At 63.5% G+C, this 12,701-nt stretch carries 12 protein-coding genes; 6 read left to right on the top strand and 6 right to left on the bottom strand.

The window, feature by feature from the left end:
* Positions 1-40: 40 nt before the first annotated feature.
* Both OKC42_RS08430 and OKC42_RS08425 read left to right on the top strand, forming a co-directional pair.
* Positions 41-481, top strand: a complete 441-nt coding sequence (locus tag OKC42_RS08430) for a DUF2214 family protein (RefSeq protein ID WP_005355246.1) — start codon at positions 41-43, stop codon at positions 479-481.
* Positions 482-618: 137 nt separating this feature from the next.
* Positions 619-1,518: a DMT family transporter gene (locus OKC42_RS08425; RefSeq protein WP_270819469.1), complete on the top strand. Its 900-nt coding sequence runs from the start codon at positions 619-621 to the stop codon at positions 1,516-1,518.
* Positions 1,519-1,581: 63 nt separating this feature from the next.
* Here the strand turns inward: OKC42_RS08425 and OKC42_RS08420 are convergent, their stop codons facing one another.
* The 3 genes from OKC42_RS08420 to OKC42_RS08410 all read right to left on the bottom strand — a co-directional run bounded on the left by OKC42_RS08420 (position 1,582) and on the right by OKC42_RS08410 (position 3,910).
* A complete protein-coding gene (locus tag OKC42_RS08420) occupies positions 1,582-2,208 on the bottom strand; it encodes a glutathione S-transferase family protein (RefSeq protein WP_270819467.1) in 627 nt (208 codons plus the stop codon).
* 106 nt (positions 2,209-2,314) lie between these two features.
* On the bottom strand, positions 2,315-3,583 hold the full coding sequence (locus OKC42_RS08415) for an O-acetylhomoserine aminocarboxypropyltransferase/cysteine synthase family protein (protein WP_270819465.1): 1,269 nt from the start codon (positions 3,581-3,583) through the stop codon (positions 2,315-2,317).
* Between the two features lie 150 nt (positions 3,584-3,733).
* On the bottom strand, positions 3,734-3,910 hold the full coding sequence (locus OKC42_RS08410) for a hypothetical protein (RefSeq protein ID WP_005336463.1): 177 nt from the start codon (positions 3,908-3,910) through the stop codon (positions 3,734-3,736).
* Positions 3,911-4,010: 100 nt separating this feature from the next.
* Between OKC42_RS08410 and sgrR the strand changes: the two genes are divergently transcribed.
* From sgrR to OKC42_RS08390, 4 genes are all read left to right on the top strand, one after another.
* Positions 4,011-5,714, top strand: coding sequence for an HTH-type transcriptional regulator SgrR (gene sgrR / locus OKC42_RS08405; RefSeq protein WP_164979887.1), 1,704 nt, complete (start codon positions 4,011-4,013; stop codon positions 5,712-5,714).
* Positions 5,715-5,859: 145 nt separating this feature from the next.
* Complete coding sequence (gene katG / locus OKC42_RS08400) at positions 5,860-8,037, top strand: catalase/peroxidase HPI (RefSeq protein ID WP_270819464.1); 2,178 nt, start codon at positions 5,860-5,862, stop codon at positions 8,035-8,037.
* Between the two features lie 264 nt (positions 8,038-8,301).
* Positions 8,302-8,697, top strand: a complete 396-nt coding sequence (locus tag OKC42_RS08395; RefSeq protein ID WP_005336457.1) for an acyl-CoA thioesterase — start codon at positions 8,302-8,304, stop codon at positions 8,695-8,697.
* Positions 8,698-8,741: 44 nt separating this feature from the next.
* On the top strand, positions 8,742-9,443 hold the full coding sequence (locus OKC42_RS08390; RefSeq protein ID WP_129503120.1) for a hypothetical protein: 702 nt from the start codon (positions 8,742-8,744) through the stop codon (positions 9,441-9,443).
* Between the two features lie 36 nt (positions 9,444-9,479).
* On the opposite strand, the gene OKC42_RS08385 is transcribed toward OKC42_RS08390, so the two are convergent.
* The 3 genes from OKC42_RS08385 to tyrS all read right to left on the bottom strand — a co-directional run bounded on the left by OKC42_RS08385 (position 9,480) and on the right by tyrS (position 12,571).
* Positions 9,480-10,229: a lipase secretion chaperone gene (locus tag OKC42_RS08385; protein WP_129503108.1), complete on the bottom strand. Its 750-nt coding sequence runs from the start codon at positions 10,227-10,229 to the stop codon at positions 9,480-9,482.
* Positions 10,226-11,137, bottom strand: a complete 912-nt coding sequence (locus OKC42_RS08380; RefSeq protein WP_031227935.1) for a lipase family alpha/beta hydrolase — start codon at positions 11,135-11,137, stop codon at positions 10,226-10,228. Before OKC42_RS08380 ends, OKC42_RS08385 begins: the two co-directional genes overlap by 4 nt.
* Before the next feature lie 168 nt (positions 11,138-11,305).
* Complete coding sequence (gene tyrS, locus OKC42_RS08375) at positions 11,306-12,571, bottom strand: tyrosine--tRNA ligase (RefSeq protein ID WP_270819462.1); 1,266 nt, start codon at positions 12,569-12,571, stop codon at positions 11,306-11,308.
* Positions 12,572-12,701: the final 130 nt, after the last annotated feature.

Below are 12,701 nucleotides of genomic sequence, written 5' to 3'. Positions count from 1 at the left end.
CTGTGCGGCTCGTCTAAAGGCAGAAAATGAGATGTTTCCGATGCTGAACCACACTCTGCTCTCAATGATTCATTATGGCAGCATAGCGGTGCTAATCCTTGCCCTCTGTGTCGAGTATCTGATCTTTCGGCGCGGCCTGAACATGCTGCGAGTGCGCCGCCTGCTGCTGGCAGATGGGGTGGCTGCGCTGGCGCTCTTCTCCATCTTTGCCACCGGGTGTCTGCTGGCCCTTGAGCATGCCAGCTCGGTGGCAGAGATCTTTGCCCATCCTGCCCACGGCCTCAAGATGGGGCTGTTTCTGCTGATTGTCGGCTCCCTCGTTTATCCCAGCCGCCTCTTCTATCGCTGGCGTCGTGCCCTGCGTCTGGGCAAGGCGCCGATGATCTCCATCCAGCAGCACTTCCGGGTGGTGTGGATCCTGCGGGGCAATCTGCTACTGATTGCCCTGTTGGCCGTGTTCACCAAGCCCTCGCTGCTGTAACACTCGCGGTGCTCAAAAGCATTGCGATGCAGCGCGTTGAGAGCGAGAGCGAAGACAAAGAGTGGAGACAAGAGGATAGGGAGGCGGGTATCTTGGATCGGATAACCCGTCACGCGCCGATTTAAGGAAGAATCGCCATGCGCTCCAATCTGATGTTGCTGATGGCTGCCACCATCTGGGGTATGGGCTTTGTCGCCCAGCGCCTCGGGATGGATCACATGGGGCCCTATACTTTCAATGGCCTGCGCTTTCTGCTCGGCGCCCTCTCCCTGCTGCCGCTGCTCTGGTGGCTCAAATCCCGACAACCTGTTGCCGTCGCAGGCGACCATCGCCAACTGCTGATCGGTGGTGTGCTGGCCGGGTTGGTGCTGTTCTGTGCTGCCTCCCTGCAGCAGGTGGGGCTGCTTTATACCACTGCCGCCAAGGCGGGTTTTATCACCGGGCTCTACATCATTCTGGTGCCGGTACTGGGGCTGCTGCTGCGCCACAAGAGCGGACTCAATACCTGGATTGGTGCCCTGATTGCTCTGACGGGCCTCTATGTGTTGAGCGTCACCGACGAGTTCACCATCGGCTTTGGCGATCTGTTGCAGGTGGTCGGCGCCCTCTTCTGGGCCGTTCACCTGCTGCTGGTGGATCACTACTCCAACCGGGTTGCTCCCATCAAGCTCGCCGGGGTGCAGTTCGTAGTCTGCGGCCTGCTCAGCCTCGCCACTGCTTTTGTTATCGAAAGCCCGACTGTTAGCGGCGCCGTGGCCGGTTGGCAGGCGCTGCTCTACGCCGGGCTGGTCTCGGTCGGGGTGGGTTATACCCTGCAGGTGGTGGGGCAGCGTGGCGCCCATCCGGCCCATGCCGCCATCATCCTCAGTCTGGAGACCGTCTTTGCCGCCGTGGGTGGCGTGTTGCTGTTGGGTGAGACGCTGGATGAGCGCGCCATTGCCGGTTGCGCCCTGATGCTGGCGGGGATGCTTATCTCCCAGATCCGGCTGCGCTGGTGGTGGAAGTCGCGCCGCGACAAGGTGCCAGCGACCAAGTAAACCGCGCTCGCTGCATAACAAAACGCCCCGACTGTCGGGGCGTTTTTCATGGTGGCTGTTCGGTCAGGGGCGCTGATCCAGCTCGCGCTCCAGCTCTACCGCCTTCTGACGGGCCGGATGGGTATTGAGGCGTTCCCAATAGGCTTGCAGATGCGGGAAGTGGGCCAGCTGACCGTTTTGCGCCAGCAGATCCACCAGGAAGGAGTTCATGATGTCGGCGCCGGAGAGGTGATCCCCCACCAGATAGTGGCGATTCGCCAGTACCTCATTGAGGTAGCCCAGCACCTTGGCACACTCCGCCTTGGCGTAGTCCGGCAGGAAGCGCATCGGGCTGCCATCCTTGCGCACGAACATGTCGAGCAGCAGCGGCAGAATGCCCGAGCTCTCGGCAAAGTGGAGCCACTGCAGGTATTCGGGATACTCCGGGCTATCTGGTGCCGGTGCCAGCCGATCGGCAGCATAGCGGGCGATCAGGTACTCGGTGATGGCGCCCGATTCCGCCAGCACCCGGCCGTCGAACTCGATGACTGGCGACTTGCCGAGAGGGTGGATGGCTTTCAGCTCGGGCGGCGCCAGAAAGGTGGCGGCATCGCGCTGATACGCCTTGATCTCATAGGGCTGACCCAGCTCTTCGAGCAGCCAGATGATGCGTTGGGAGCGGGATTTGTTCAGGTGGTGCAGGACTATCATAACGACCTCGATTCGGTAGCAGGATGGGGTATACGAGCAGGCGAGGGGGGCGGTTCACCGATGGCTAAAAAAGAGCGGGCTGATGCCCGCTCCCTTGCTGACTGACTCAGGCCTCCAGCGCCTGATCCAGATCCGCCAGTATGTCCTCGATCGCCTCGATCCCGACCGACAGCCGGATCATCTCCGGTTTCACGCCAGCCTTGGCCTGCTCCTCCTTGCTCAGCTGGCGATGGGTGGTGGAGGCGGGGTGGCAGGCCAGCGACTTGGCATCGCCGATGTTCACCAGCCGCTTGAAGATCTTCAGCGCATCGTAGAAGCGCACGCCCGCCTCGTAGCCATCCTTCAGACCGAACGAGAGGATGGCCGAGGGGCGGCCGGCCATGTATTTCTCCGCCAGCAGATAGTGCGGGTGACCCGGCAGACCGGCGTAGCTGACCCAGGCCACCTTGGGGTGATGCTTGAGGTGGTAGGCAACCCGCAGGGCGTTATCCACGTGGCGCTCCATGCGCAGACTCAGGGTCTCCAGCCCCTGCAGCAGCAGGAAGGCGTTCATCGGCGCCAGCGCCGCGCCGGTATTGCGCAGCGGCACGGTACGCACCCGCCCGATAAAGGCAGCGGGGCCAAAGGCCTCGGTGTAGACCACCCCGTGGTAGGAGGGCTCGGGTTTGGTCAGTTGGGGGAAGCGCTCTGCGTGATCCGCCCAGGGGAATTTGCCCGAGTCGACGATGACGCCACCCAGCGAGTTGCCGTGGCCGCCGACATATTTGGTCAGGCTGTGGACGACTATGTCAGCGCCGTGTTCGATGGGCTTGCACAAGACCGGGGTGGCGACCGTGTTGTCGACGATGAGCGGCACGCCACGGGCGTGGGCTGCCTTGGCCAGCGCGGCCAGATCGACGATGTTGCCCGCCGGGTTGCCGATGCTCTCGCAGTAGACCGCCTTGGTCTTGTCATCGATAAGAGCGGCGATGGCTTCGGCACTGTCATCCTTGGCGAAGCGCACCTCGACCCCGAAATTCGGCAGCATGTGGGCGAACAAGGTGTAGGTGCCACCATAGAGCTGGGGCGTGGAGACAATGTTGTCACCGGCGGCGGTCAGTGCCTGAATGGCGTAGGTGATGGCGGCGGAACCAGCCGAGACCACCAGGCCGGCGATGCCCCCTTCCAGCGCGGCCATCCGCTGCTCCAGCACATCGTTGGTGGGGTTCATGATGCGGGTGTAGATGTTGCCCGGCACCGCCAGATTGAAGAGATCCGCCCCGTGCTGGGCGCTCTCGAATTCGTAGGCCACCGTCTGGTAGATGGGCACGGCGACCGCTTTGGTGGTGGGGTCGTTGGAAAAGCCGTGGTGCAGGGCCAGGGTCGCATCTTTCATCACACACTCCTTGTTGGATGTTGCTTGTCACAGTTATAGATGGATAGACGTCCAATCTATCAGGCCCGTGGCCGATGTAAACAGCAAGATCCGGCAAAGCAATATCGCCCGCAGGGGATGCGCGTCCTGAGTGGCTGGCATGGCCCGTACTCAGAGACGACGGCGATACTCCTTGTCATCGATCTGGTTCATATCCCACTGCATCAGGCGGTTGAGCTGCTGCATGGGATCTTCGATAAGTGGCAGCGGGCGCGGCAGGATCCGCTTGAAGTAACGGCGCAAGGTCTGCTGGATCCGGTTCGGTTTGAGGGGGTTGGCGTGGCTCATGATGGTGCTCCTCTGCTGTGGTTCTCACGTTCATCAGCAGTATTGAGCTAAAATGCGGAAGTAAAAACTGATGACTTACAGCAACAGGATTTCCTCTTTTATGCCGACCGGTCGCCTCTACCAGCAATTTCAACGACTAGCCCAGCTGCTTGGCAGCGATGAGCGGGAGATCAGCCTCGCCGAGGTGGCGGATCTGCTCTGCTGCACCCCGCGCAACGCCCGCCTGCTGCTGCGGCGGATGCAGGATCAGGGCTGGCTCAGCTGGTCGGCGGAAGCGGGGCGGGGGCGGCGCTCCCGGCTCACCCTGCTCGACAGTCAGGAGAGCCTGACCCGGCGCCGCTTGCGGGATCTGCTCAGCCAGGGCCAGTTGGCGCAGGCGGTGCGGCTGGCCGAAGATCGCCTCGATCTGCTCACTCCGTTGCTGATCGAACAGCTCGGTCAGGCCACCCGCGAGGGGCGCCAGATCCTGCGAGTGCCCTACTACCGACCGCTGCCGCAGTTGCTGCCCACCGGCCCGATGCGCCGCTCCGAAATCCACCTGAGCCGCCAGATCTTCAACGGCCTCACCCGGCGAAATGAGGAAAATGGGGAAATCGAAGGGGATCTCGCCCACCACTGGGAGTGTCTGGGTCCTTGCCACTGGCGTTTCTACCTGCGCCCGGCGGTGCGTTTTCACCACGGTCGCGAGCTGGTGGTGGAAGATGTGATGGAGAGCCTGCTGGCCCTGCGGGCTCGCCCGCTGTTCGCTCATCTGGACCGGTTGGAGAGCCCCTGGCCGCGCACGCTTGATCTCTATCTCGACAGCCCGGATCCCTGGCTGCCCAATCTGCTGGCGGAGCCGGTGGCGACCATCTTGCCGCGGGAGCTCAAGGGGGAGGCGGGCTTTGCCCTGCAACCGGTGGGCACCGGCCCTTACCGGGTGGCTGTGAACGATCCCCTGCATCTTTGCCTTGCGGCGTTTGACGACTACTTCGGCCTGCGCGCCCTGCTCGACGAGATCGATATCTGGATGCTGCCTGAACTGGCGGAGCGGCTGGAGACCCACCTGCAGCTTGGGCGCGACAGCCCCGAGCTCGGCACCATGCGCGGCGAATCGGAGCTGGAGTCGGGCTGCTACTTCCTGCTGCAAGACGATCGTTCCGGATCCTTGCAGGATCCCGCTCTGCGCCAGTGGCTTGGCCAGCTGCTCAATCCGGTTGCCCTGATGGGGCGGGTCGCCCCCGAGTTACAACGGGGCTGGACCAGCGCCCTCGGCCTGCTGCCCCACTGGCGCGAAGCACTGCCCGCGCCCTTGCCCACACCGGCGCAGTTGCCGACGACCTTGGTGCTTGCCTGCTTCAACCAGCATCTGGAATTCAACGAGTGCGCCAACGCCATGAGCAGCCTGCTGGCCGAACAGGGGATCCGGCTGGAGGTGCGCACCCTCGATTACGGCCGCTGGGTAAGCGGCGAGGATGAGGATGTGGATCTCTGGCTCGGCACCCTCAACCTCGAACATGCCGGCCCCTTTGCCCCCTACGCCTGGTTGCAGGGCACCCCGTTGCTGCGCAAGGTGTGGGGCAGTCAGCATGGGTTGTGGCAAGGGTTGATGCAGTGGCGCGCCAGCGGTGCCGAGCCTGGCCCCCGCGCCCTGCTGGCAACTGTGCAGCAGCAGAGCTGGTTTGTGCCGCTGTTTCACCACTGGCTGGAGCTGGAGAGCCGGGTCGGCGTGCACGGGGTGCGGATGACGGCGCTCGGCTGGTTCGATTTTCGCAGCGCCTGGCTGCGGCCCGAGCCGCCCCATCAGCCCGCAGAGGCGCCATAGTTCGTCCAATTTCTGTCGCGGCCGACGAGTGCTCCGGGGCCGCTTGCGTGAAAGATTCGTAAATCGGCCGCTGCTGCACAGTTTGTGTCACGCCTCTGTGCCATGCTGTTTCAGGTTATGGACAGCAGAGCAAATGAGGAAAACGATGAGCAACAATTCAGACAGTTCCGCAGGAAAATGCCCGGTCATGCACGGGGGAACCACCTCCGTCGAGACGTCCAGAATGGAGTGGTGGCCGAAGAGCCTCAACCTCGACATTCTTCACCAACACGATACCAAGACCAATCCGCTGGGGGCCGGTTTCAACTATCGGGAAGCCTTGAAGGGGCTCGATATGGCGGCCCTCAAGCAGGATGTGACCGCCCTGATGACCGACAGTCAGGAGTGGTGGCCCGCCGACTGGGGTCACTACGGCGGCCTGATGATCCGCATGGCCTGGCACTCGGCCGGGACTTATCGCATCGCCGATGGTCGTGGCGGTGGCGGCAGTGGCAACCAGCGTTTTGCCCCCCTCAACTCCTGGCCGGATAACGCTAACCTCGACAAGGCCCGTCGCCTGCTGTGGCCCATCAAGAAGAAGTACGGCAACAAGATCAGCTGGGCCGATTTGATTATTCTGGCGGGCACCGTGGCCTATGAGTCCATGGGGCTCAAGACCTTCGGCTTCGCCTTTGGCCGCGAGGATATCTGGCACCCGGAGAAGGATATCTACTGGGGATCGGAGAAAGAGTGGCTGGCGCCCAGCGGCAAGCCGGGCGGTCGTTACTCCGGCGAGCGGGATCTGGAAAACCCGCTGGCGGCGGTGATGATGGGGCTTATCTACGTCAACCCGGAAGGGGTGGATGGCCAGCCCGATCCCCTGAAAACCGCGCAGGATATGCGAGTCACCTTCGCCCGCATGGCGATGGATGATGAAGAGACGGTGGCGCTGACCGCCGGTGGCCACACCGTCGGCAAGGCTCACGGCAACGGCGATGCCAAACAGCTTGGCCCCGAGCCGGAAGGGGCCAGCCTCGAGGAGCAGGGGCTCGGCTGGATCAATCACCACAGCCGCGGCATCGGCCGCAACACTGTGACCAGCGGCATCGAAGGGGCCTGGACCACCCACCCGACCCAATGGGACAACGGCTACTTCGAGCTGCTGTTCAAGTACGACTGGTGGTTGCAAAAATCACCGGCGGGGGCCCATCAGTGGGAACCGATCAATATCGCCGAAGAGGATATGCCGGTGGATGTGGAGGATCCGTCGATCCGCTGCAAACCCATGATGACGGATGCCGATATGGCGCTCAAATTCGATCCCGAGTATCGCAAGATTGCCGAGCGCTTCCGCGATGACCCGGCGGCCTTCTCCGACGCCTTCGCCCGCGCCTGGTTCAAGTTGACCCACAGGGATATGGGGCCGAAGAGCCGCTATGTCGGCCCCTATGTGCCGACAGAAGATCTGATCTGGCAGGATCCGGTGCCTGCCGGCCGTGCCGATTATGACGTGGCGGCGGTCAAGGCCAGGATTGCCGCCAGCGGCCTCTCCATCAGCGAGCGGGTCACTACAGCCTGGGATAGTGCCCGTACCTTCCGTGGCTCCGACAAGCGGGGCGGTGCCAACGGCGCCCGCATCCGGCTGGCGCCGCAGAAGGATTGGCCGGGCAATGAACCGGCGCGGCTGGCGAAGGTGCTGGCGGTCTATGACAAGCTCGCGGCCGAGTGTGGCGTCAGCGTCGCGGATCTCATCGTGCTGGGGGGCAACCTCGCCATCGAGCAGGCTGCCCAGGCCGCTGGAGTGACGGTGAGCGTGCCGTTTGCGCCGGGCCGGGGGGACGCCACTCAGGCTCAGACCGATGTGGCCTCGTTCGAGGTGTTGGAACCGTTGGCCGACGGCTTCCGTAATTGGCTGAAGCAGGACTATGTGGTGACGGCGGAGGAGCTGCTGCTGGATCGCGCCCAGCTGATGGGGCTCACCGCCTGCGAGATGACGGCGCTGGTCGGCGGGATGCGGGTGCTCGGCACCAACCATGGCGGTTCCGGGCACGGGGTCTTTACCGATCGGGTCGGGGTGCTCAGCAACGACTTCTTCGTCAACCTGACCGACATGGGCTACCAGTGGCTGCCGAAAGCGAGCAATCTCTACGAGATCCGCGATCGCCGCAGCGGCGCGCTGAAGTGGACGGCCACCCGGGTGGATCTGGTGTTCGGCTCCAATTCGGTGCTGCGCGCTTATGCTGAGGTCTATGCCCAGGATGACAACAAGGAGAAGTTTGTCTGTGACTTCATCACCGCCTGGAACAAGGTGATGAATGCGGATCGCTTCGATCTGCTCGGCTAGTCCCCAAGCCGTTTGGTTATCTGCACCAGCCCCGCACAGCCAAGATGTGCGGGGCTTTTTACTGCCCGCTTTTCTGTGCAGCCCTACCATCCGCCGCGCTGCGACACCTGCTGGCCGGTCGCGCAGGGCCGCTGGCATCCCTGTGCTTGGGCCAGCAGTATCATGTAACATGCTGATCCGCTGATGATGCCCGGCGGCCACCCATTGGCCACTGATGTCCCATGAACGGACAAGGACAGAAACAAAGAGACAAGGAGTCAACCCATGCTGGAAATGCAGATCCAACCCCGCTTTCAGGAGACGGATGCCCTCGGCCATATCAACAATACGGTGCCGGCGGTTTGGTTCGAATCGGCGCGAGATCCCCTGTTCCGGATCTTCTCCCCCGATCTGGATGTGCATAACTGGCACCTGATCATCGCGGGCTATACGGTGCAGTTCAAACGGGAGCTGTTCTACGGCCAGCCGGTCACCATCAAGACCGGCGTGCGCCGCATCGGCACCAGCTCCTTTACGGTCTGGCAGGAGGCCTGGCAGGGCGGCGAACTGGCCGTCACCGCCGAAACGACCCTGATCCATTTTGACTACCGGGCCCGCCAATCCCTGCCCCTGAGCGATGCTCACCGGGAAGGGCTGCGGGCCTGGCTGACAGAGAGTTAACCACGGGCCGGATGGCCCATCACAGGAGTGTTATGTACAACTCAATGCGCAACACAGCGATCGCGCTGACCTTGGGATTCTGCTCCCTCCCTTCTCTGGCCGCTTCTCTCGCCGAGCAGTTTACCCTGATGGAGAAGGGGGCCGAGAGCGCCCTCGATACCCGTCAATTCAGCCATGACGGCGTCGATATCAAGGCCTGGATCGATGGCGCCCCCGTCATCATCGCCGTGCCCATCATGAACGAGCTGGGCAAGCTGGAAGGGGAGAGCCGCTACTACTTCAAGGGCGGCAAGCTGTTCGGGGTCAAAGAGCCCGCCGCCCAGTTCGCCTTTGATGACAGCGGCAAGCTGACCCAGTGGCTGGACGAGAAGGGTCAGCCCGCCGAGTTTGTCAGCAAGATGAGCATGCAGCAGCGTCAGGAGTGGCTCACCAAACGGGCCGCCGAGCTGAGCAAGCTGTTCGCGCAGAGCGCGGCCGAACAGAAGGCGGCCAAGGGGGGCGTCAAGCTGAAGGGGGCGGATCTCGCTCACTGGCTCTGCAACGGCAAACTGATGGATCTCGCCCACGGCGACAAGGTGATCTTCGAGCAGGACAAGCTGAAGATTGGCGAGCAGGGGATCGAGGGGGAGGTCTCCCTGCGTCAGGAGAAGGGGTGGCAGGAGCTGAGCCTCAAGTGCGAGGTGCAGGGCACCCAAGTGACCCGCCTCACCTGGCAGCCGCTGCCGGGGGCCAACAAGCCGCAATAAGCGCAATAGCAAGGGGGCCCATCACAGGCCCCCTTCTCATTCGGCTTGTGGCTCCCCCAGCTTGAGCCGGGTGAGCGCCTCGACCCGGCGCCACTGTCCGGGCTCGAACCAGCGGGCCAGCAGCTCCTGCTGCTGTTCGGCCCGGGCCTCGTTCGGCAGTTGCCTGAGCTCGGCCAGAAAGCCGCTGAGCTGCTCCTCGAACCCTTGCCGGTTCTGCTCCAGCTGGCGCATCCGATCCACCGCTTCCGGCCCCCCCGTCTCCAGCAGCAGAGCCTCCCGTTTGGCCGGGTCCATCTGCGCCAGCCCTTGCAACTCCTCAAGCAGACGGCTGTTGGCCTCCGCCTCGCGAAACCAGCCCGGTTGCTCCGCCAGCCAGAGATCCAGCTCGCTGGCCAGCTGCGACTTGTCGCTGTCTCTTGCCTCCGCCAGCGCCCTGCGGCGCAGGGTCAGCTGCTCCATCAGTCGATCCTCGGCAAACAGCTGGGCCTGCTCCGCCGGGGTAAAGCTCTGCTGGCGCAGCTGCTCCCGCTCGTCAAACAGGATCTGCAGGCTGGCGAGGGAGATTTCGGTGGGCACCGTCAGGCTGCTTTGGGCGGAGACAAAGGTGCGATAGCGTGCCTGCAGGGCATCGGCGGCCTCCTGCTCGGGATCGTGCGGGTGGCTCTGTGCATGCTGGCTGGCTTGAGCGGGGGATGAGTCTGCCGTCGGTGCCGTGGGCCAGAGCAACACCCCGCCAAGCAGCAGGGTGATGGCGCAGGGCACGACGAGCAGGGTGGCTATCTTCATAGTCCCAGCTCCTTGAGTCGGTTGGCATGCTGGCGATAGAGGGTGACCGGATCGGTCTCGAACAGATGGTGGATGCCGAAGGACTGGTTCACTTCGTCCAGATGGTTCATCCGGTAGTCGGTGCCGATCACCTTGCCGAGGTGACTGCTGCAGACTCCGACCAGTCCGTCATTGGGCTCTTTGAAGAAGGCGCCGGTCAGCGCCAGCGCCGGATCCACCGGATCCAGCAGATTGGTCAGGTTGCCGCGCCCGCTCCAGGAGAAGTAGTAGACGCCGTTGCTGGCCTGCATCGGCCCCTCACCGCAATAGCGGCTGGGCAGCCCCTCCGGGTAGCGCTGGTTGAACTGGCTGGCTCCCTTGCTGGTTAGGGCATCGAGGGCGGCGACCGGATCTTGCGGCAGTTGGCTCCCGCCCGAGAGCAGTGAAATCATGCCGGAGAGGGCGTGGGCCGCGGCGGCAGCCAGCTTTTCGGCGGCCGAGCCGGGCGCTGCATTGGCCCGCACCAGATCGGCAATCTCGGAGCCGTAGTTGACCCCGCCGACGCTGGTGGCGGAGGCGACCAGCTCGGGGGCGACCGAGGCGACATAGCGGATGGTAGGGCCGCCGTGGGAGTGGCCGATCAGGTTGACCTTCTCGGCGCCGGTGGCCGCCAGCAGCAGCTCAACCTGGGCGAGCAGTTGCTCCCCCCGTTGCTCCGAACTGGCGGTGGCCGATACCTGAGCCACGTAGACTTTGGCACCATCCCGGCTCAGGGCCTGGGGAATGCCATAGAAGTAATCGACCCCGAGCAGCTTGTCGAAGCCGAAGAGGCCGTGTACCAGCACTATGGGGTAGCGGGTCTGGGTGTATCCGCTGGCGTGTGCCAGCATGGGCAGGGTGCAGAGCAGCACCAGAAGCCATCTCTTCATCATCAGCATCCTTGTTGAATCGTGAGGAACAGATTGTGTGGCGTACTCCATGTTCGCCGGTGCCAGTATGGTGGCTGCTGACGGGAGAGGCTGTGAGGGGGATCGCAACTCGGGATTCAAAAGGGATTCAGGGTGTGGGCGGGGAGGTTGTGCTCCCCGCCCTGCGGCTTATTGCCACTCCACCAGGTGATACTGCTTCTTGCCCCGGCGCAGCAGCTGGTAGCGACCAAACAGCCGATCCGTGGCGCTCAGCTGATCATCTTGCTTGAGCACACCATTGAGGCTGATGGCGCCCGCCGCCAGCAGCTCGCGAGCGATGCGTTTGGAGTTCGCCAGACCGCAGCTGACCAGCAGGCTGACCAGATCCGTCTCGCCGTTGACGGTGCTGCTCGGCATGCCATCCTGCGCCAGCTGGGCCAGATCGCTCTCGCCGAGGCGAGCCACATCGCCGCTAAACAGCAGCTCGCTGATGCGCTGCACCGCAGCCAGCGCCGCCTTGCCGTGTACCAGCTCGGTCAGCTCGTTCGCCAACACCTGCTGGGCCTGCTTGCGCCCCTGCCGCTTTGCGTCTTCCGCCTCCAGTGCATCAATCTCGCTCAGCGACATAAAGCTGTAGTAGCGCAGGAAGCGGTAGACATCCTCATCCGCGGTGCCGAGCCAGAACTGGTAGAAGGCGTAAGGGGAGGTGAGCGCCGGATCGAGCCAGACCGCGCCCCCTTCGGTCTTGCCGAACTTGGTGCCGTCTGCCTTGGTGATAAGGGGGAGGGTCATGCCGTGCACCTGCGCCTGATGGAGGCGACGGGTGAGATCCATGCCGCTGGTGATATTGCCCCACTGGTCGTTGCCGCCAATCTGCAGGGTGCAACCGAGCCGCTGGTGCAGCACCGCAAAGTCGTAGGATTGCAGCAGAGCGTAGGAGAACTCGGTGAACGAGATGCCCTGATCCGGGCGAGCCAGCCGCTGACGCACCGACTCCCGCGCCAGCATGGCGTTGACCGAGAAGTGCTTGCCGATATCCCGCAGAAAGTCGAGGGCGGACATCTGCCCCATCCAGTCGCCATTGTTGACTAGTTGCGGGGCTGACAGGCCCTCATCGGCGGGCAGCAGCGCCCTGATCTGGGCAGACAGGCTGGCGACCCAACCCTGCACGGTATCGGCACTGTTGAGGCTGCGCTCGGTCGCCTTGAAGCTGGGATCGCCGATAAGGCCGGTTGCCCCGCCCACCAGTGCCACCGGGGTGTGCCCAGCCAGCTGGAAGCGGCGCAGCATCAAGAGCGGCACCAGATGACCGATATGCAGGCTGCCGGCGGTGGGATCGAACCCGCAATAGACGGTGCGCGGGGTGGCAAGATGATCGGCCAGGGCCGCCGGGTCGGAATTCTGGGCCACAAGGCCGCGCTCGGTCAGCTCATCGAGCAGGTGGGGGTTGATCATGGGTGCTCCAACAACAGGGGAAAAGCCGTCATCCTCGCCGTTCTGGCCGGTGGCGGATATGTCCCCTAAGGGACAGTTTTGCCACTCTCGTGCTAGCATTCAGCCATAGCGGGGAATCGCTCCCCGTCAC

It is taken from the genome of Aeromonas sp. Y311-2, from assembly GCF_027706025.1.
Classification (GTDB): domain Bacteria; phylum Pseudomonadota; class Gammaproteobacteria; order Enterobacterales; family Aeromonadaceae; genus Aeromonas; species Aeromonas veronii.
Note: the sequence above shows the minus strand (reverse complement) of the source record. Positions and strands in the feature narration are given on the sequence as shown.